Origin of the sequence: Arthrobacter sp. RT-1 (assembly GCF_003367205.1) — a bacterium.
GTDB lineage: Bacteria > Actinomycetota > Actinomycetes > Actinomycetales > Micrococcaceae > Arthrobacter.
In genome coordinates this window covers 1-18,376 of record NZ_QRGQ01000003.1, presented here as the reverse complement: position 1 = coordinate 18,376, position 18,376 = coordinate 1, and the positions used below count along the sequence as shown (strand labels likewise).

Annotated in this window: 20 protein-coding genes; 7 read left to right on the top strand and 13 right to left on the bottom strand. The window is 67.7% G+C overall.

Annotated elements, in window-relative coordinates:
* Positions 1-135 precede the first annotated feature (135 nt).
* Positions 136-960: a putative hydro-lyase gene (locus DXK94_RS04160; RefSeq protein WP_079596826.1), complete on the top strand. Its 825-nt coding sequence runs from the start codon at positions 136-138 to the stop codon at positions 958-960.
* A 24-nt stretch (positions 961-984) separates the two neighbouring features.
* On the opposite strand, the gene DXK94_RS04155 is transcribed toward DXK94_RS04160, so the two are convergent.
* From DXK94_RS04155 to DXK94_RS04130, 6 genes are all read right to left on the bottom strand, one after another.
* Positions 985-1,698: a GntR family transcriptional regulator gene (locus DXK94_RS04155; protein WP_079596827.1), complete on the bottom strand. Its 714-nt coding sequence runs from the start codon at positions 1,696-1,698 to the stop codon at positions 985-987.
* Between the two features lie 46 nt (positions 1,699-1,744).
* Positions 1,745-3,478 carry a biotin carboxylase N-terminal domain-containing protein gene (locus DXK94_RS04150; protein WP_115523977.1) on the bottom strand — a complete coding sequence of 578 codons (1,734 nt, stop codon included), beginning with the start codon at positions 3,476-3,478 and terminating at the stop codon, positions 1,745-1,747.
* Entirely contained in the window at positions 3,475-5,157 is a 1,683-nt protein-coding gene (locus DXK94_RS04145; protein ID WP_115523976.1) for a 5-oxoprolinase/urea amidolyase family protein, read from the bottom strand. The genes DXK94_RS04150 and DXK94_RS04145 overlap by 4 nt, the downstream gene beginning before the upstream one ends.
* Complete coding sequence (locus DXK94_RS04140) at positions 5,154-5,912, bottom strand: LamB/YcsF family protein (protein ID WP_115523975.1); 759 nt, start codon at positions 5,910-5,912, stop codon at positions 5,154-5,156. The genes DXK94_RS04145 and DXK94_RS04140 overlap by 4 nt, the downstream gene beginning before the upstream one ends.
* A gap of 158 nt (positions 5,913-6,070) precedes the next feature.
* On the bottom strand, positions 6,071-7,300 hold the full coding sequence (locus DXK94_RS04135; protein WP_115523974.1) for a beta-ketoacyl synthase: 1,230 nt from the start codon (positions 7,298-7,300) through the stop codon (positions 6,071-6,073).
* A 6-nt stretch (positions 7,301-7,306) separates the two neighbouring features.
* On the bottom strand, positions 7,307-8,920 hold the full coding sequence (locus tag DXK94_RS04130) for a peptide chain release factor 3 (RefSeq protein WP_079596832.1): 1,614 nt from the start codon (positions 8,918-8,920) through the stop codon (positions 7,307-7,309).
* Positions 8,921-9,189: 269 nt separating this feature from the next.
* Here DXK94_RS04130 and DXK94_RS04125 point away from each other — a divergent pair, with 269 nt between their 5' ends.
* Both DXK94_RS04125 and DXK94_RS04120 read left to right on the top strand, forming a co-directional pair.
* Complete coding sequence (locus DXK94_RS04125) at positions 9,190-9,426, top strand: hypothetical protein (RefSeq protein WP_115523973.1); 237 nt, start codon at positions 9,190-9,192, stop codon at positions 9,424-9,426.
* Positions 9,427-9,467: 41 nt separating this feature from the next.
* A complete protein-coding gene (locus tag DXK94_RS04120; protein WP_115523972.1) occupies positions 9,468-9,974 on the top strand; it encodes a 2'-5' RNA ligase family protein in 507 nt (168 codons plus the stop codon).
* Positions 9,975-10,002: 28 nt separating this feature from the next.
* Here DXK94_RS04120 and DXK94_RS04115 read toward each other — a convergent pair whose 3' ends face one another.
* Positions 10,003-11,025 (bottom strand): DUF808 domain-containing protein, encoded by a 1,023-nt coding sequence (locus DXK94_RS04115; RefSeq protein ID WP_115523971.1) that lies wholly within the window; start codon positions 11,023-11,025, stop codon positions 10,003-10,005.
* A gap of 400 nt (positions 11,026-11,425) precedes the next feature.
* Here DXK94_RS04115 and disA point away from each other — a divergent pair, with 400 nt between their 5' ends.
* A complete protein-coding gene (disA, locus tag DXK94_RS04110; protein ID WP_079596836.1) occupies positions 11,426-12,502 on the top strand; it encodes a DNA integrity scanning diadenylate cyclase DisA in 1,077 nt (358 codons plus the stop codon).
* Between the two features lie 25 nt (positions 12,503-12,527).
* On the opposite strand, the gene DXK94_RS04105 is transcribed toward disA, so the two are convergent.
* Entirely contained in the window at positions 12,528-13,214 is a 687-nt protein-coding gene (locus DXK94_RS04105) for a hypothetical protein (RefSeq protein ID WP_115523970.1), read from the bottom strand.
* A gap of 283 nt (positions 13,215-13,497) precedes the next feature.
* Here DXK94_RS04105 and DXK94_RS04100 point away from each other — a divergent pair, with 283 nt between their 5' ends.
* The 3 genes from DXK94_RS04100 (at position 13,498) to DXK94_RS04090 (ending at position 15,422) form a co-directional block, all read left to right on the top strand.
* Positions 13,498-14,316 (top strand): A/G-specific adenine glycosylase, encoded by an 819-nt coding sequence (locus DXK94_RS04100; protein WP_258868437.1) that lies wholly within the window; start codon positions 13,498-13,500, stop codon positions 14,314-14,316.
* Positions 14,317-14,388: 72 nt separating this feature from the next.
* Positions 14,389-14,820: a DUF3592 domain-containing protein gene (locus DXK94_RS04095; RefSeq protein ID WP_115523969.1), complete on the top strand. Its 432-nt coding sequence runs from the start codon at positions 14,389-14,391 to the stop codon at positions 14,818-14,820.
* 110 nt (positions 14,821-14,930) lie between these two features.
* A complete protein-coding gene (locus DXK94_RS04090) occupies positions 14,931-15,422 on the top strand; it encodes a hypothetical protein (protein WP_079596839.1) in 492 nt (163 codons plus the stop codon).
* Between the two features lie 16 nt (positions 15,423-15,438).
* Here DXK94_RS04090 and DXK94_RS21355 read toward each other — a convergent pair whose 3' ends face one another.
* From DXK94_RS21355 to DXK94_RS04070, 5 genes are all read right to left on the bottom strand, one after another.
* The gene (locus tag DXK94_RS21355) at positions 15,439-15,609 is read right to left on the bottom strand and encodes a hypothetical protein (protein ID WP_176156831.1); all 171 of its coding nucleotides are present in this window, start codon (positions 15,607-15,609) and stop codon (positions 15,439-15,441) included.
* Positions 15,610-15,689: 80 nt separating this feature from the next.
* Positions 15,690-16,385 (bottom strand): dihydroxyacetone kinase phosphoryl donor subunit DhaM, encoded by a 696-nt coding sequence (dhaM, locus tag DXK94_RS04085; protein WP_115523968.1) that lies wholly within the window; start codon positions 16,383-16,385, stop codon positions 15,690-15,692.
* Positions 16,382-17,014 (bottom strand): dihydroxyacetone kinase subunit DhaL, encoded by a 633-nt coding sequence (gene dhaL / locus DXK94_RS04080; protein WP_115524106.1) that lies wholly within the window; start codon positions 17,012-17,014, stop codon positions 16,382-16,384. The genes dhaM and dhaL overlap by 4 nt, the downstream gene beginning before the upstream one ends.
* Before the next feature lie 2 nt (positions 17,015-17,016).
* Positions 17,017-18,018: a dihydroxyacetone kinase subunit DhaK gene (gene dhaK, locus DXK94_RS04075; protein WP_115523967.1), complete on the bottom strand. Its 1,002-nt coding sequence runs from the start codon at positions 18,016-18,018 to the stop codon at positions 17,017-17,019.
* A 218-nt stretch (positions 18,019-18,236) separates the two neighbouring features.
* Positions 18,237-18,376: integrase core domain-containing protein (locus DXK94_RS04070; protein ID WP_147294354.1), on the bottom strand; the 140-nt coding region annotated here is incomplete at its 5' end.

The window sequence follows — 18,376 nt, the reverse complement described above, 5'->3', positions numbered from 1 at the left end:
AACAAGGACCTCAGGGCGGGCCGCGCAAGAATTGTTCAACAATCTCTTGCGCGGCCCGCCCTTCGGTCGTTAAGCTGGCAAAAGACCCTGTGACTGCAGTCACTGAACCCCCTTTGTGCCCGGCAGGAGCCCGCCATGACCATCCCCGCAAACCCGCCCGCCGCCGTCGTGCGTCCGGAGAACCCGGCCGCGTTGTCCCCCGCCCAGGCGCGGGCCCTCTTCCGGGCTGGCCTGGTGACGCCCACGTCAGGGTGGAGTGCAGGCTACACGCAGGCCAACCTGATGATCGTTCCGAAGGCGCAGGCCTTCGACGTGCTGCTGTTCGCGCAGCGGAACCCCAAGCCGTGCCCCGTCCTGGGGGTGCTCGATGCCGGCGAGACGAGCAGTGCGCTGCTCGCCGGCGGTGACATCCGGACTGACGTGCCGAAGTACGCCGTCTACGAAAACGGCGTGAAGGTGGACGAGCCAACGGACATCACGGAGTACTGGCGGGATGACCTGGTCACCTTCATCGTGGGCTGCAGCTTCACGTTCGAGGCCGCGCTGCAGGAGGGCGGCATCCGCATCGCCCACATCGACCAGGGCGTCAACGTCCCGATGTACCGGACCTCCGTCCGCTGCGAACCGGCCGGCGCCCTGGCCGGGCCGCTGGTAGTGTCCATGCGGCCTGTTCCGGCCTCGCAGGTGGCCGACGCCGTCCGCATCACGTCGCGCTACCCCGCCGTCCATGGCGCCCCGGTCCACGTGGGCAATCCGTCCGAGATTGGCATTGCGGACCTGTCCCGTCCCGACTTCGGCGATCCCGTCCGGATTCCGGAGGGGCACATTCCGGTGTTCTGGGCATGCGGGGTGACCCCGCAGGCAATGGTGATGGAATCCCGGCCGGCACTGGCCATCGGGCACGCGCCGGGGCACATGCTGATTACGGACGCCCGGGACAGCTCCTACCTCGTGCCCTAGGCACTGCTGCAGAAGTCAGGCAGCTTAGGCAGGGTCCACGGCGGCCGGCCCGGCCGGAACAGCGCCGATATGGACCAGCAGCTCATGCTCAGCGGTGTCCAGGTAGCGCCGGAGCTCGGCGGCTGCCTCTTCGCGCTGGCCGGCACGGATTTGCTGCACCAGGGCGACGTTCCGGTCCACGTAGTGGCTGTGGAAGTCAGGCGTGGTGGCCATCGCATGGAAGACCAGGCGCATTTCCGCGAGCACCTTTTCCATCAGCTCGGACAGTGATGCGCTGCCGGACAGGGCCACCAGGGCCTTGTGCAGCTCCTGGTTGGCGTCGGCCATCTCGGGCACCGAGTTGGCAGCCTTGGCCGCCTGCGCCCTGGCAACAATGGCCTCCAGGTGTTCCAGCGCCCCGGGCGGCATCTCGCCCCATTGGACGGCGGCCGGCTCGATCAGCCGGCGAACCCGGTAGATCTCCCGCACATCCTCAGCTCCGGGAGCGGCAACATAGACGCCCCGGTTGGGAATCCGCTGCACCATCGACTCCCCGGCCAGGACCGTAAAGGCCTCGCGCAGAGTATTCCGGGAAACGCCGAGGGCTTCAGAGAGCTTCTGCTCCGAGAGTTTGGTCCCCGGCGGAAGCTCACCGGCCGAAATGCGCGAGCGGAGCACGCTGGCCACCCACGCCCCCGTGTGGGCGTGGGCTGCCTGGGCGCCGTCGGCGATCCCCTGGAGTGCTGCGTTCATGGGCATCGTTCCAATCTATCGAAAGATTGGCCTTCCCCAGTTCAGGCGGCCGCTATGCGATCCGGCAAAGGACGTCACCGCGGCCGACGACGTTGCCGGGCTCCTGCGGGCCCCGCGCCAGGGTGCCGCTGCGGTGGGCGGGCACCACGGTTTCCATCTTCATCGCCTCCAGCACGGCCACCGGCTGGCCGGCCTCAACGTGTTCGCCATCCTCGGCCACCCATTTCACCAGGGAACCTGACATCGGTGAGGCGAGTTCGGCGTCGTCCTCTTCCTCGGCCGCCGCAGAGGAGTGGCCTGCGCCGCCGCCTCCGCTGAGCAGGGCTTCGTACAGCTTCGCCGGCAACCCGAGCTGCACGGCCTTGCCGTCCAGCTCCACCGTGAAGGTCCTGCGGGCGGCACCGGGCTGGGTGCGGGCTATCTCCGGAGAGGCCGCCAACTGCTCCGCGAATTCATTCTCGATCCAGGTGGTGTGCACGCCCAGTCCTTCCTCGGCCGTGAAAGCGGGATGGCGGACCACGGCACGGTGGAACGGCAGGACGGTGGGCAGCCCCACGATGCGCATCTCCTCGAGCGCGGCGGCGGCGCGGCGGAGCGCCTGCGGCCGGTCCTCGCCGTGGACGATGAGCTTGGCGAGCAGGGAATCGTATTCACCCGGGACCACGGAGCCGGACCGGACGCCGGAGTCGACGCGGATGCCGGCGCCGGTGGGCGGTTCAAAGGCCTCAATGGTGCCCGGGCCGGGGAGGAAGCCGCGGGCCGGGTCCTCGGCATTGAGCCGGAATTCGATGGCATGGCCGCGGGGCTCGGGGTCGGACGTGATGCCAAGGACGCCGCCGGCGGCGATGCGGAACTGCTCGCGGACCAGGTCCACGCCGGACGTTTCTTCGGTGACGGGATGCTCCACCTGCAGGCGGGTGTTCACCTCAAGGAAGGAGATGATCCCGTCCTTGCCCACCAGGAACTCGACGGTCCCGGCGCCGTGGTAGTCCGCTTCCCGGCAGATCGCCTTGGCGGATTCGTGGATCAGCGAGCGCTGCTCCACTGTGAGGAACGGTGCCGGGGCTTCCTCCACGAGCTTCTGGTTGCGGCGCTGCAGCGAGCAGTCGCGGGTTCCCAGGACCACCACGTTGCCGTGGGTATCGGCCAGGACCTGCGCTTCGACGTGCCGGGGCTGGTCCAGGAACCGCTCCACAAAGCACTCGCCGCGGCCGAACGCCACAGTGGATTCGCGGACCGCGGATTCGAACGCGTCTTCCACGTCCTCCATCCGCCGGGCCACCTTCAGTCCCCGGCCGCCGCCGCCGAACGCGGCCTTGATGGCCACCGGCAGGCCGTATTCCCGGGCGAAGGCCAGCACTTCCTCGGCATTGGCTACGGGTCCGTCGCTGCCGGGCACAAGCGGCGCGCCGGCCCGGACGGCGATCTCCCGGGCGGTCACCTTGTTGCCCAGGGCACGGATCGAATCGGGCGACGGACCCACCCACGCCAGGCCAGCATTGATGACGGCTTCGGCAAAGTCCGCATTCTCGGAGAGGAACCCGTAGCCGGGGTGGATGGCGTCCGCACCTGAGCGCTTGGCGGCGTCCAGGAGCTTGGCGATGTCCAGGTACGTTTCGGCGCTGGCGGTGCCGCCCAGAGCGTACGCCTCGTCAGCGAGCCGCACGTGCAGGCTGTCGGCGTCCGGGTCGGAGTAGACGGCGACGGACCCGAGCCCGGAGTCCGAGCACGCCCGGGCAATCCGCACTGCAATTTCGCCGCGGTTGGCAATCAGGACTTTTTTCATGGCTGGCTTCCTTCAAACGCGGTGGCGCCTACGGCTGATTCACGGGGGGTTTCCTGGCGGGCTGCTGCCTGGTCAACAACTTCCCGGTCAACAGGGTCCAGGGTGCGGGGGTCCACGATGGTGAACTCCACGTGGTGCCCGGGCGGCAACTGGGCAGCAAGGGGCAGGTCTTCGGGCACGACGACGGCAATCACCGGGTATCCGCCGGTCACCGGGTGGTCGGCCAGGAACAGGACCGGGTGTCCGTTGGGCGGCATCTGCAGCGCCCCGGCCACCGTTCCTTCACTGGGCATTTCGCCGTCCCGGGCGCGTGCCAGGGCGCGGCCCTCCTCCGGCGGGGCGAGCCGGACACCGATGCGGTTGGACTGCTCGGTGACCAGCCACTGCTGGCCAGTGAAGAGACCGATGGCTTCGGCGTCGAACCAGTCGTCACGGGGGCCGAGTGTCACGCGCAGGGTGGTGGTCGATGACCCGTCTTCCAGCATGCCGTCCTCCGGTATTCCCACCGGCCAGACTCCCGTAACCGGGGCAACGGGCAGGAAAGTCCCCGCCGCCAACGGGGCCGGTCCGATGCCGGACATCGAATCACTGGAACGGCTGCCCAGGACCGGGGGAACATCGAACCCGCCGCGCACGGCCAGGTAGCTCCGCACGCCGGCGCTGGGCGGACCGATGGTGAGCGTCTCGCCGTCGAGCAGGGCAAAGGGTGTATGCATGGCCGGGTGCCGCAGGAGCGTCCGGGATTCGTCGCGGATTTCAAGGACCGCCGGAGCACCGGCAACAGCCAGCACCTGGTCGCCATTTGCCTGCACGGTGAGGCCGCCGAGGAGGTTTTCGAGGACGGCGGCATCGGGTTCGTTGCCTGCCAGGCGGTTGGCCTGGCGGACGGAGCGCTGGTCGGCGGCGCCGGACACGGAGACACCGAGGTCCCCGAAACCGGGCCGCCCCAGGTCCTGGACCAGGGACTGCAGCCCCGGGGCCTGGACGGTGAGCCCGGAGCAGGATTCCGTGTTTTCTGGAGCAGCCGGCTTGGCCTCTTTAGCTGAGGGGGCTGCCACTGCTTCCCGCACCGCGACGTAGCGGACGGTATCGCCCGGGCGGACCAGTGCCGGGGACTCCCTGCCCAGGTCCCACATCACCGCGCTCGTGTGGCCGAGGAGCTGCCAGCCGCCCGGGGACTGACGCGGGTAGACGGCGGAGAATGCGCCGCCAAGCGCCACGGAGCCGGCGGGCACGGCGGTGCGGGGCGAGCTGCGGCGGGGCACGTTCAGCGAGTCGTTCTCGCCCATCAGGTAGGTGAAGCCGGGGGCAAAGCCGCCGAACGCCCCGGTCCATGCCTGCCCGGTGTGGGCGGCAATCACGCCGTCGGCACCCAGTCCGGTAAGCCGGCCCACTTCGGCGAGGTCTTCGCCGTCGTACACCACTTCGATGGTGACCTCGTTGCCGGTCCCGTGGTGGCGGGCCGTGAGGTCAAGGTTCGGAAGCAGTTCGCGGGCAGCGCCGGTGTGGAACCGGGAAGCAAACTTGACCAGCACGGTGGCTGCGCCCGCGATGGCATCGAGCTGGCCGGGCAGGGGTTCGGCCTCCAGCCGGTGGTGCAGGGCGAGCACCGATGCGAGGTCGGTCAGTTCCACGAGGACTGCACGGGGGCCTGCCCAGCGGAGGCCGGTGATGCTCATACAAAGCTCCGCACAGTGACGCCTGCGTCCTCAAGTCCGGTCCGCACGGCTCCGGCCATGGCAACCGCCCCCGGGGTGTCGCCGTGGACGCAGATGCTGTCCGCCTGGACCTGCAGCACGGACCCGTCGCGGGCAATAATGGTTCCCTCGGTGGCGAGCCGGACCATGTTGCCGGTGATGGCGTTGTGGTCGTGCAGTACGGCACCTTCCTCCCGGCGGGAGACGAGGGTTCCGTCGGGGTTGTAGGCGCGGTCCGCGAAGGCTTCGGAGAGCGAAGTGAGACCCCGCGCCTCTGCCTTCTTTCCGGCCACGGCTCCCGGCAGGAGCAGCAGTGGCAGGTCCGGGTTGAACGCATGAACGGCGTCCACCACGGCCTGGGCGTGGACCTCGTGGTGCACGATGGTGTTGTAGAGGGCGCCGTGGGGTTTGACGTACTTGACCTCGGCGCCGGCTGCGCGGGCAAGGGCCTGCAGCGCGCCGAGCTGGTACAGGACATCATCGGCAAGCTCGGTGGCGGAGCAGTCGAGGAACCGGCGGCCGAAGCCGGCAAGGTCACGGTAGCCCACGTGCGCGCCGATGGTAACGCCGGCGGCGACAGCATCCCGGCAGGTGCGGGCAATGGTGGAAGGATCGCCCGCGTGGAAGCCGCAGGCCACGTTGGCGCTGGTCACGTGGCGGAAGACGGCGGCATCGTCGCCCATGGTCCAGTTGCCGAAGGATTCCCCGACGTCGCTGTTCAGATCGATGAAAGGCATGTGACCCTCGTCTCAGGTTGGATTCTTCATCCATCATGCCTCAAGAACCAGGATTGTTCAACAATCTTTTTACCGCATTCTGGTTAAAGCAACGCGGGGTCACTTTCGGCCCAATCCGCACCTCGGATTGGGCCCGTAGTGACCCCGCCTTGCTGTGGCTACTCCCCGGTGATCACCAAGGCGACACTGTGCCCGCCGAAACCAAAGGCGTTCACCAGGCCGGCCCGGGGGTTTCCCGCCGGCAGGGCGTGCGCTTCCTCGGTGATGACGTTCAGGTCCACTTCGGGGTCCTGCGCCTCAACGTTCAGGGTGCCCGGAAGCTGGCCGGTGCGCAGGGCTTCAAGCACAACGACGGCGGCCAGCGCGCCGGCCCCGCCCAGCAGGTGGCCGGTGTGTCCCTTGGTGGAGGTGACGGGCACGTCCGCGCCGAAGATCGCGTTGATGGCCTGGCCTTCGAGCCGGTCCCCCACCGGGGTGGAGGTGGCGTGGGCGTGGACGAAGCCGATGTCCGCGGGCTGCATACCGGCCGATTCCAGGGCCTTCTGCATCACGCGCCGCTGCATGGCGGGGTCTGCCGCCACGATGTCGTTCGCGTCGGAGGTTACCGCGCCGCCGGCTACGGCTCCCAGCACCAAAGCGCCGCGGGCGCGGGCGTGCTCTTCGCTTTCCAGCACCACCACGCCGGCGCCTTCCGCGAGAACAAAGCCGTCCCGGCCGCCGTCGAACGGGCGCGAGGCCCGCTGTGGATCGTCGGAGCGGGTGGACAGTGCGCGGATCTGGGAGAAACCGGTGATCACCAGGTCGTTGACGGATGCGTCCACACCGCCTGCAATGACGACGTCGGCAGCACCGGAGCGGATCATCTCGGCTGCCTGGACAATCGCCTCGGCCCCGGACGCGCAGGCGCTGACGGGCGTGCGGGCGCCGCCGCGGGCGCCGAGGTCGATCGATACCCAGGCCGCGGGGCCGTTGACCATGAGCCGGGTCAGGGTATGGGGAGACACCTTGCGCGGCCCGGATTCCGCGAGGGTGCGGTCCTGTTCCAGGGTGGAGCCAAGGCCGCCGTACGCGGAGCCGATCACCACGGCGAAGCGTTCCGGGTCCACCTCAGGAGCACCGGCCTGCTTCCACGCTTCCCGCGCGGCAATGAGCGCGAGCTGGCCGCAGCGGTCCATCCGCTTGATCTCGCGGGTGCTCAGGTGCTCCGAAAGATCTGCGGGCGCCTGGCCGGCGATCTTGACGGGCAGCTGCTCAGCCCACTCCTCCTTCAGGGCGGCGATGCCGGACTGCCCGGCCAGGAGGGCCGTCCAGGTTTCGGCCACCGACGATCCGAGCGGGTTGATGGTCCCGGCACCGGTGACCAGCGCGCGTGGTTGTGATGCTGTCATGTCGCCCTACTTCGCGGGGTTGTGGGTGCCGATGGGCACCAGGGTGAGGTCCGGGTGGTTCTTTTCGATCCGCCGCAGTGCCCAGACGTCGTTGAACAGTGCGAGGTATTCGCCGTCTGACCGCAACAGCACCTCGGCGCCCGGCACGTTTGCCAGCGCCGGCATGGCATCCGCCGTCGAAATCCTGGCCAGTGAGTACGGCAGGCGCTCCAGGCGCATGGGGGCGCTGAAGTCGTGGGCCATGCGGTCCTCCACCACTTCGAACTGCATGGGGCCGACGGCGGCGAGCACCGGGGCCTGGTCTCCGCGGACGTCGGAGCGGAGCACCTGGATGACGCCCTCGTGCTCGAGCTGTTCGATGCCGCGGCGGAACTGCTTGAACTTGCTGGGGTCCTTGGAGCGCGCAACCTGGAAATGCTCGGGAGCGAACAACGGGATGGCGGGATACTCCACCGGTTCCTCCAGGAACAGGCTGTCGCCCACGCGCAGGGAGGAGGCGTTGACCAGGCCCACCACGTCGCCGGGGTAGGCCTCGTCGATCACTTCGCGTTCCCGGCCGAACACCTGCTGCGCGTATTTGGTGGCGAAGGACTTGCCGGTGCGGGTCTGGGTGACCACCATGCCGCGCTCGAAGACGCCGGAGCAGACGCGGATGAAGGCCACATGGTCGCGGTGGGCCTTGTTCATGCCGGCCTGGACCTTGAAGACAAAGCCGGAGAACGGCGACTCGACGGGCCTCGGCGTGCCGTCCACATCGGGGCGGGGCGCTGCGGGCGGGGCAAAGTCCACCAGCGCGTCCAGCAACTCCTTGACGCCGAAGTTGAGCGCGGCGGAGCTGAACAGGATGGGGGTCGCCTTGCCGGCGTGGAAGCTCTCGACGTCGAACTCCAGGTTCGATTCGATCACCAGGCCGGCCTCGTCCACGGCGTCCGACCAGTTGCTGCCCTGGCTTTCCGCCGCTTCCTCCGGGGTGAAGTATTCGGTGATGGCGATCTGCGCGCCGGCGTTGTTGCGCTGGAACCGGGCGAAGCGGTCATTGCGCAGGTCCCACACGCCGCGGAAATCGCCGGAGATGCCCACCGCCCAGGTCAGGGGCATGGGCTGCAGGCCGGTGCGCTCGGTGATTTCGTCCATCAGGGCCAGGGCGTCGAGCCCGGGGCGGTCCCACTTGTTGATGACGGTGATGATGGGAAGGTTGCGCTGCTTGCAGACCTCGAACAGCTTCATGGTCTGGGTTTCCAGGCCCTTGGCGGCGTCCACCAGCATCACGGCGCAGTCGACGGCGGCGAGCACGCGGTAGGTGTCTTCGGAGAAGTCGGCGTGGCCGGGGGTGTCCAGCAGGTTGATGACGGTGTCCCGGTAGGAGAACTGCAGGGCGGCCGAGCTGATGGAGATGCCGCGGTCCTTTTCCATCTGCATCCAGTCCGAGACGGTCTCCTTGCGGTTCGCCTTGCCGCTGGAGGCGCCGGCCGTGCCGATCACCTTGGCGTGCAGTGCAAGCGCCTCGGTCAGCGTGGACTTGCCGGCGTCAGGGTGCGAAATGACAGCAAAGGTCCGACGGCGGCCTGCCTCTTTGTGAATCGCCGAGATCCGGGCGGGGGTCAGGACATCTTGGGACACGGTGCTACTTTCGCTGCGGGTGGGACTGCCCGGGCGCCTTTCGGGCACTGCGCGCCGGGGCGCTGCGGCCCGGGGCCGGGAAACGGGCTGGCGGAAAGCCAAGTTCCAGTTTATCGCAGGGCGGCAAATCCCAGCGGTCCCGCTTAACGCCGCCGAAACCAGCAGTTCAAAGCCGCGAAATGAGTCCCCGCTACCGTGGCCGCATGATGACGCGTGGCAATGCCTTCCGCGGCAGTTGCACATCCTGCGGGGAAAGGAACTGATCAGCCGTGCACGGTATCTCTTTTTCGGGCAACCTCTTTTTTGATCCCCTTGCGGGCGGGCTGTCAGCACCCGGCGGTGGCGCCGGTGTGCGCGGAGGCGAACCCGTGGACGGTGCAGGCGGCAGGCCCCCGCGCCGCGGGACGCAGACGCTGGCTGAACAGAAGGCGCTCCGCGCCGCGTCCCTTGTGAAAGTCAGCAGGGACCTGGAACGGATGGTGCGGGAGCGCACACGCTCCCGGTGACGCTTCCTGGTGTTTATGGCCTGTAGCGGCATGATGGGTGCATGCGCAGTATCGAGTTGACGTTCGACGACGATACGGACGCCCGCATCAGGTCCGATTGGGCCAGGCTCGCCGGGGCGGACGTGTCCAGCCTTGCTGCCCACACGGCCCCCAGCAACCGCCCGCACATCACCCTCGCGGCGGGTGCCGGCCTGCAGCTGTCCGGCGAAAGCCAGGGGTTTCTGCAGATGCTGCCGGTTCCTGTTGAGTTTTCCGGTGTCCTCGTTTTTCCCGGCGGTCCGGGAAAGTACGTTCTCTCCCGGTCCATCGTGCTGACCCGGCAGCTTCTGGAACTGCACCGCCTCGTGCATGAGGCGGCGGCGGGAGCCGTGCCCCTCACGCGGCCCGATGCCTGGACACCGCACGTCACCCTCGCCCGCCGCGTCCCGCCTCACCTGCTCGGCAGGGCAGCGGAACTTCTGGACCTGAGGCTGGAGGGCGAATGCACCGACGCCAGGCTGTGGGACAGCGGCACCAAGACTGTCACGTCACTGGGAAGCCACCCCTAATTCCGGTCTTGGGCGTACCGGCCGGAACCTAAGGGGCGGGATCGTGAGGCTTTGTCGGCTTGTAGCCGGCGAGTTCGGCGCGGATGTCGCCTTCCTCGTGCCCGCCCTTTTTCTTGCCAATGGGCAGCGCTTTCAGCAGGGGGTGCACAACAGCCATGACGACGAGGCCCCAGGCCAGGCCGACGACGGCCGAGCACAGGGTGTTCACAAGCCAGGCCAGGAAGCCGCCAACTACGGCGATGCCGGCGAAGGGCTTCTCCAGGACATGGACCAGGTCGTAAGGGGCGTGCCAGCCAAGGTCGTGTGCACCCTGCAGCATGATGTGACCGCCCACCCACAGCATGGCGATCGTCCCCACAAACGTGATCCCGGCCAGAACGGCGGGCATCCCCTTGACGAGCAGCTCGCCAAAACGCTTGGAGCCGGCAGAGTCCTTGGTGGTCAGGTGGAGGCCGATGTCGTCCATCTTGACGATGAGGGCAACGGCACCGTAAACCAGCACCGTGATGACCAGTGCCACCACTACCAGGATGAGCGCGCGGACCCACAGGGATTCATCGGCCACCTCGTTCATCGAGATGACCATGATTTCGCAGGACAGGATGAAGTCGGTGGTGATGGCGCCCTTGACCACCTTGGCTTCCGCGCCCGGTCCGCGGTCCACCGCCGGTGCGTCCTCCTCGGCGGTGTGGTGGCCGCGGAGCTTGTGCCAGACCTTTTCGGCACCCTCGTAGCAGAGGTAGGTGCCGCCCAGCATCAGGATGAACGGGATGGCCCAGGGGACGAAGGCGCTCACCAGCAGCAGCGCCGGCAGGATGATGAGCAGCTTGTTCCGCAGTGAGCCCCAGAAGATCTTCTTGATCATGGGAAGTTCGCGGGACGGGTCCCTCCCGGACACGTACTGCGGTGTGACGGCGGCGTCGTCGATCACCACGCCGGCGGCCTTGGCGCCTGCCTTGGCGGCGCCGGCCGCGACGTCGTCCACCGAGGCTGCCGCGATGCGGGCCAGGGCTGCGACGTCGTCCAGCAGGGCGACGAGACCGCCGCTCACAGGAGGTCCCCGTGCTGCGCGACGGCGGACGGCTGGGCGGAGATGCGTCGGTTCAGGCGCGTGTTTGGCATGTTTGGAGTATATGACGGCGGGACTGCCGTGGGTGAGAGCAGGAGCGTTAACAGGGAGGGTGCCAGCGCCCGGGTGCACCCAACCTGGTTCTCCATCCGGAAGCAGGTCCAGGCCAAAGTGCCTTTCGGGCACCCGCCGCGGAACGCGCTTCCAGCGGCTTCCGCAACAGCCCCTAATGGGGCACTTTGGGGCTTGCCCGTGCGGAAGTTGGGGTTTCTTACCCCTATCATTGAGCTTGCGGGAAACAGAGCATTTTCAGATCCTGCCGGCCATCCAATAAAGCCGGCATTCTTGCGGGCGGCGGTCCGCACCTTTGAAGGGAACACCTATGGCGCGGAGCCCCGAAGAGTCACTCAGGGCAACTCTGGGCAGGGTGGCACCCGGAACCCCCCTCCGTGACGGCCTCGAGCGGATCCTGCGGGGGCGGACCGGCGCGCTGATCGTCCTGGGCTCGGACCGGACCATCGACTCCATCTGTTCCGGCGGGTTCGATATCGGCATCGACTTCTCCCCCACCCGCCTCCGCGAACTCGCCAAGATGGACGGCGCCATCATCTGCGACAAGGACGCCGGAAACATCCTCCGCGCCGCCGTCCAGCTTGTCCCGGACTCAAGCATCGAAACGCAGGAATCCGGTACCCGGCACCGCACCGCGGAACGCGTGGCCATCCAGACCGGCGTTCCCGTGATCTCGGTCAGCCAGTCCATGCAGATCATCGCCCTGTACGTGAACGGCCTGCGCCACGTGCTGGAAGGCTCGGAAAAGGTCCTGGCCCGGGCCAACCAGGCACTGGCAACCCTGGAACGCTACCGCTCCCGCCTGGACCAGGTCACCAGCTCACTCTCGGCCCTCGAGATCGAAGCAATGGTCACCGTACGGGACGTCGCTGTCACACTGCAGCGGCAGGAAATGGTCCGCCGCATCTCGGAGGAGATCTCCCAGTACGTCCTGGAACTCGGCGAGGATGGCCGCCTGCTCTCGCTGCAGCTTGACGAACTGACCGTGGGCCGCGGGCCGGGCAGCGACGTCATCATCCGCGACTATGCAAGCCCGGACGCCTCCGCCGAGGACATCGAAAAGGCCGTCAGCGAGCTGGTGAACCTCGGCCCCACCGAGCTGATCGACCTCGGAAAAATTTCCGGGATTGTTGGCTTCGCCGGCGGTGAAGCCAACCTCGATGCCGTGGTCCAGCCCCGCGGCTACCGCCTCCTGTCCGGCCTGAAGGCAGTACCCAAGGCCGTCGCCGACCGCCTGGTGGACCACTTCGGGGGGCTGCAGTTCCTGATGGCCGCCACCATCGACGACCTCATGACCGTGGACGGGATCGGCGACCAACGCGCCCGGACAGTCCGCGAAGGGCTGAGCCGCATGGCTGAGGCAAGCCTGCTGGACCGCTTCCTCTAGGCAGCCTTCGGGAGCCAGCCGGAGACTAGTTCAGCTGGAAAACAGCCTTGGGGCTGGCCTTCGAACCGAGCTTCGCGGTGAAGATGTAGTACGCCCCGCCGGTGCCGGGCTTGGACTCCACCGCCTGGCAGCCCTCCACCGTCCTGTTCCGGGACCACGGGAAGTTGGCCGTCTCGCTCGCGCCGGGTGCGATGGTCTTCACCAGGTCCTCGCTGGTGGCCTGGCAATCCCGCGACGAGAAGATCCGGTCCGGCCCGCTGGTCACCAGGAATTCCATCTGGGAGGTGCCGATGTTGACCTGGCACGGCATGGTGCCGCCGTTGGTCACCTTCAGTGTCAGCATGGGGTTTTCCTCCGGACCGTACGCGGCCTTGTCCGTGGAAGCGGAGACCGTAATCAGGTTCTGGTTGCACGTGGGCGTGGGGGAAGGAGTGGGTGTGGCGGGCGGTGCGGAGGCGGACGGTTCAGGCGTGGCGGTTGGCGACTCTGAAGCCGCAGGGCTGCCCGCGGGATCCGTGGACGAGGCCTGTTCGGACCCCGAAAACACTCCCGCCAGGGCGAACCCGCTGACCACCAGGGCGATGACCATCAGCAGCGCGCCGCCCGCAAACAGCCGGCGGCGGCGGTAAACGGCAGGGCTGGCCTTCCGGACGCTGCTGGAACCGGATGCCGATGCTTTGCCGCGCGCTGATGAATCCCCTTGCCTGCCCATCCTCCTAGGCTAGAGAAGCGCACCGGTTCTGCCTGGCCACCACGCCGCCGGGCCGCCATTGCTCTGGTCACATCCGCTTTTCAGGCTCCCGGAATACATCCATTACAGTGTTGGGATCGACACTAAGACTCCCCCTCCGGCCGCGCCCGCAACACTGCAGGGAAGTGGCGTGGAGCTTCAGCAGCTGCACAGCAGGATCACCGGCTGGTTCGCCGAAACCGCCCGGGACCTGCCCTGGCGCGAACCCGCATGCTCCGCGTGGGGCGTGCTGGTCAGCGAGATCATGCTGCAGCAGACGCCCGTGGTCCGCGTGCTGCCGGTCTGGCAGGAATGGCTCAAACGCTGGCCCACCCCCGCAGGCCTGGCAGGTGAACCTGCCGGTGAGGCGGTCCGCTCATGGGGCAGGCTGGGATATCCCCGCCGCGCCCTTCGCCTGCACGCGGCGGCAGTTGCCATCGTCCAGGATCATGGAGGGAAGGTCCCTGACACCTACGCGGAACTGCTGGCTCTTCCCGGCGTGGGAAGTTACACGGCCGCAGCCGTGGCGGCGTTCGCCTACGGCCGCCGCGAGACGGTGGTGGACACCAACATCCGCCGCGTCCACGCACGTCTGGTTTCCGGCGTCGCGCTTCCCGCCCCGGCGCTGACGGCAGCGGAGATGCGCCTTGCCGCCTCCCTTCTGCCGGACGACGACGGCACGTCCGTGCGCTGGAACGCCGCGGTCATGGAGCTGGGCGCCTTGGTATGCACCGCGCGTGCGCCCAAATGTTCCGCCTGCCCTGTGAGGGACTCCTGTGCGTGGCTCGCGGCAGGTGAGCCGCCGCCGTCGTACGTCCCCAAAAGCCAGGCCTGGCACGGCACTGACCGCCAGGTCCGCGGCGCCGTGATAGCCGTGCTGCGCCTGGCTGAAACCCCTGTGCCGGCCGAGATGTTCACCCATGAGCCCGCCGACCTGGGCTTTGCTCCCGAAGGAATCGGCGTGCCGCTGGCAGCCCTGCACCGGCTGAACCCGCCCCCCGAGCAGCTGGAACGTTCCCTGTCGGGGCTGCTCGCGGACGGACTCGCCGAAATGCACGACGGCGGATACCGGCTTCCTGCCTGACTCCACCAGGATTTGACGTGCAATTATGCCTGAGCTGGCATACTTCTTGGTGACCGGAGCCGGGGGGAAGCCATGAAAATCATCCTGTACATCGTGTGGGCGCTGTTCGTCGCCGCCGCCGTCTTTGCACTGATCCATGCGGCGCGGAAGACCAGGCGCCACGAGCAGCTCATGACGGGCTGGCCGAAGGCGCAGGCTACAGTGACCGGCAGCGTGGCTGGTTGGACAAGCGGCGGCGGCGGCTCCAGCCGGAACCGTCGCTTCTTCCCCACCTACCAGTTCACCGACACCCGTGGCACCCTGTTCATGGGCAGGTCCGAGATCTCCCTTGCCGCCCAGCCCGTTCCCGGTTCGCTCATTGAGGTGGCCTACAACCCCGCCGACCCGAATGAATCGCTGCAGGTTTCGTCGGCCCCGCGGACCACGCTCGGCTGCCTCATCCCGTTCTTTGCCGTCTTTGCCATCGCCCTGTTCTGGTTCATCGGCATCTTCCCGGTGGGCTGACGCGGCGCCCGGTCTCCTTTTGGCTGTCGACAGGCCTGCAGCCATAACAATGCCGGTACCAGTTTGGCCGCTCCGGGGAACACTTGCGCGGGCCGGTCCTACGCTGAAGTATGCGCAAGCCGGGGCTGCTTTTGGCATTGATGACGACGGCGGGACTCGCCTCCGGATGCGGGCCCGGCCCCGGCGCCGTCCCCTGCCCGGCCATCGCGCAGGCGACGGCTGTTTCCGTGACGGTCGCGGCAGAATACGCGCCGCAGGTTGGCGCTCTCCACCTCAAGGCATGCCAGGACGGCACCTGCAAGGAATCCGGCGTCGAGCTGCATCCCGGGAGCGCCTCAATTGACCAGGGCTGCACCCCGGACGGCGTCTGTTCCGCAACGGCTTCGCCGGACGGCACCAAAGTGGGGGTGCTGATGCTGGAGACGCTGACGGAATCGCCCATGACGGTAACTGCTTCCGGGACCGCCGCCGACGGGACGGCCCTGCCTGTCCGCACCCTTGATTTCCGGCCTCGCGGTGAGTACCCCTTCGGGGAGCAGTGCGGCAGGTTCGTCACTGCATCAGTGACCCTGGACGCCTCCGGCCTTAGCGAGCGGATCTGACCCGGGAAGGCTTGATTCAGAACAGTGCAGGTTGGCTAAAGGGATGTCCCGCTTCCCCCGCGGCACCGGCAGCCGCAGCTTCGGCATCCCAGTCCAGGCCCAGTTCGGCGAGCAGCTCCTCCACAGACATCTGCCCGTCCAGCACTTCAATTTCGGGGGAGTTGTCGTCAAGGTGGAGCCGTTCCATGGCATCGAGCTTATTCGCAGCTTTCCCCAAAGATGCCCTGAACACACCGCGATGTCGCGATTCGGCACTCGCGGAATAACCTACGGCTCGCCGAAGCCCGCCTGCACCAGCCCGCCCACGTAGTTCACGGCCCGTTCGGCGTCCACGCCCCACGCTTCAACATGCAGCAAGGACCCCTTGCCGGCAGCCAGCGTCATGAGCGATGTCATGGAAGTGCCGTCCACCCCGTTGATGGTGACCTCGGCGTCCAGCGAGGACAGCCCGCCGGCGATCTTCGCCGCCGGCCGCGCATGCATTCCGGCCTGGTTGATGAGTTCGAACTCGCCGGTGCAGGCCGGACCCTGGCCGGTGACCGAGCCCTCCTCCACTACCTGCTGCGGCGGAACGTCGGTACGCCGCGGCGGGCCGCCCGCTGTCTCCGCAGCGCGCCGGACCGCCTGGAGGTCCGCTCCGCCCTGCGCCGCGACGGCAGCTGCCACCAGCCCCTCCACCAGCGGCGCATCCGCCAGGACCACACCGGCCGGGCTGTCCGCGAACTCCAGGGCGGACTCCGCCGTCATGACCGCCGACCCCAGGTCCGTGAGGATCACGGCGCCGTCGCTGCCGGCGGCCTGGTCCAGGGCGGCCAGCACCTTCTCAAGGCTGGTGCCGATCCTGCCGTCGCTGGTGCCGCCGGCTGCGACGATCACGACGTCGGGCGCCATTTGGGCGGCGACTTCCACGGCGCCGTCGGCAATCTTTTCACTATGGGAGACCACCACAATGCTTACGGTCACGCAGCCGCCCCCACCGCAGCCCGAAGAATCAGTGCAGTGGACGCCGCCCCGGGGTCCCGGTGCCCGATGCTCCGCTCGCCCAGGTAACTGGCCCGGCCCTTCCGCGCCATCAGCGGATCGGTGGCCACAGCCCCGGCTTCAGCAGCCTCCGCCGCCGCCACCAGAACGGTCAGGACGTCAGGGCCGCCGTTCTCGGCCGCGGCCCGGGCAGCCTCGGCTGCGGGCGTCCAGGCATCCACCATCGTCTTGTCACCGGGCTCCGCCTTGCCCCTGGCCACGATCCCGTCCCGGGCAGCGGCCAGGGCGCCGGCCCAGGCTGCCGGTTCGATCTCCACTGAGTCACCCAGTGCCGTGGCCGCGCGGAGGAACGCCGTACCGTAAAGGGGCCCGGCCGCGCCGCCCACCTTGGACATCAGGGTCATCGCCGTCAGCTTCAGGGCCGCACCGGGTGTTTCCGGCGCGGCTTCGGCCAGCTTGTCCAGCACGGCCTGGAAGCCGCGGTCCATGTTCTCGCCATGGTCGGAGTCGCCGATTGCGCGGTCAAGCTCAATCAGTTCAACGCGGTGCTCGGCCATGGCCTGGGCGCACAGCGTCAGCCATTTGACTGCCCACACAACATCCAGCACCACGGCTACACGCCCCAGCGCAGCGCTGCGGTGTGCACGGGCGCGTCCCACAGTTCGGTCAGTTCATCGTCCAACCTGAGGACGGAGATGGAGCAGCCCTGCATCTCCAGGGCTGTGATGTAGTTCCCCACGAGTGAGCGTTCCACCACGGCTCCCCTGTCTGCCAGGATCTGCGCAGCCCGCCGGTAGACGATATACAGCTCGCTGAGCGGAGTGCCGCCCATCCCGTTGACGAAGAGCAGCACCTTGTCGCCCGGCTGGACTTTCAGGTCACCCAGGACCGGCTCAAGCAGGCGTTCGGTGATTCCGTCCGCATTTTCCATAGGGATGCGGTGCCGGCCCGGCTCCCCGTGGATTCCGATCCCGATCTCTATCTCATCCTCGCCAAGGTCAAAGCTGGGTGACCCGGCGTGGGGAACGGTGCAGGCAGAAAGGGCCACGCCCATCGTGCCGACGTTCGCATTGACGCGCTCACCGATGCCGGCCACGGATTCCAGGTCGTCGCCCCGTTCGGCGGCGGCGCCGGCAATCTTCTCCACCAGCAGTGTTCCGCCCACACCGCGGCGCCCTGCCGTGTACAGGGAATCCTCGACGGCGACGTCGTCGTTCACAAGGACGGTGCGGACACTGACGCCTTCCGCTTCGGCCAGTTCAGCCGCCGTCTCGAAGTTCAGCACGTCGCCGGTGTAGTTCTTGACGATATGCACGACGCCGGCGCCTGAGTTCACAGCGAGGGTTGCGGGAAGGATCTGGTCCGGCGTCGGTGAGGTGAACACCGCCCCCGGCACGGCGGCGTCGAGCATTCCCTGCCCCACGAAGCCTGCGTGCAGCGGCTCGTGGCCACTGCCCCCTCCGGAAACCAGCCCGACCTTCCGGTTCACCGGCGCGTCCTTGCGGGTGATGAACGTTGGGTCCGTGCTGACGGTGACCAGGCCTGCGTGCGCCAGGCCGAAGCCCTGGACAGATTCTTCGACGACAGACCGGGGATCGTTGATGAGCTTTTTCATGGCGGTGCTCCTGGCCGTGTTCCTGGAGGGTATCCCTTTGACCCTACTACCGGCACACCGCGCGACGGTAGATTTCCGCTGGTGGGAGGCAGACGCAGCAAAGGGACAGCCCCCAATGACTGTCCCTTTCCTGAGGCCCCCCATTCCCGGCCTCGAGTAGTTTATCCATCAACTCGAATAAAGCCAATGGCCGCCATATGTGACGCTGCTAGGTGTACTCAGCCAGTAGGTTGGTTGCACCTGCTGATGGGTGGTTTGCTTCCGAGGCTGCCGTGGGGCCGGTGGTTGTTGTAGAAGTCTAGCCATGGCTGCAGGGCCTCGGTGCGTGCCTGATTGGACATGAAGGGTTGGCGGTAGG

Coding starts and splice junctions, on each gene's coding strand:
- DXK94_RS04160 (WP_079596826.1), top strand. CDS start 136: ATGACCATCCCCGCAAACCCGCCCGCCGCCGTCGTGCGTCCGGAGAAC.
- DXK94_RS04155 (WP_079596827.1), bottom strand. CDS start 1,698: ATGCCCATGAACGCAGCACTCCAGGGGATCGCCGACGGCGCCCAGGCA.
- DXK94_RS04150 (WP_115523977.1), bottom strand. CDS start 3,478: ATGAAAAAAGTCCTGATTGCCAACCGCGGCGAAATTGCAGTGCGGATT.
- DXK94_RS04145 (WP_115523976.1), bottom strand. CDS start 5,157: ATGAGCATCACCGGCCTCCGCTGGGCAGGCCCCCGTGCAGTCCTCGTG.
- DXK94_RS04140 (WP_115523975.1), bottom strand. CDS start 5,912: ATGCCTTTCATCGATCTGAACAGCGACGTCGGGGAATCCTTCGGCAAC.
- DXK94_RS04135 (WP_115523974.1), bottom strand. CDS start 7,300: ATGACAGCATCACAACCACGCGCGCTGGTCACCGGTGCCGGGACCATC.
- DXK94_RS04120 (WP_115523972.1), top strand. CDS start 9,468: ATGCGCAGTATCGAGTTGACGTTCGACGACGATACGGACGCCCGCATC.
- disA (WP_079596836.1), top strand. CDS start 11,426: ATGGCGCGGAGCCCCGAAGAGTCACTCAGGGCAACTCTGGGCAGGGTG.
- DXK94_RS04105 (WP_115523970.1), bottom strand. CDS start 13,214: ATGGGCAGGCAAGGGGATTCATCAGCGCGCGGCAAAGCATCGGCATCC.
- DXK94_RS04100 (WP_258868437.1), top strand. CDS start 13,498: ATGCTGCAGCAGACGCCCGTGGTCCGCGTGCTGCCGGTCTGGCAGGAA.
- DXK94_RS04095 (WP_115523969.1), top strand. CDS start 14,389: ATGAAAATCATCCTGTACATCGTGTGGGCGCTGTTCGTCGCCGCCGCC.
- DXK94_RS04090 (WP_079596839.1), top strand. CDS start 14,931: ATGCGCAAGCCGGGGCTGCTTTTGGCATTGATGACGACGGCGGGACTC.
- DXK94_RS21355 (WP_176156831.1), bottom strand. CDS start 15,609: ATGGAACGGCTCCACCTTGACGACAACTCCCCCGAAATTGAAGTGCTG.
- dhaK (WP_115523967.1), bottom strand. CDS start 18,018: ATGAAAAAGCTCATCAACGATCCCCGGTCTGTCGTCGAAGAATCTGTC.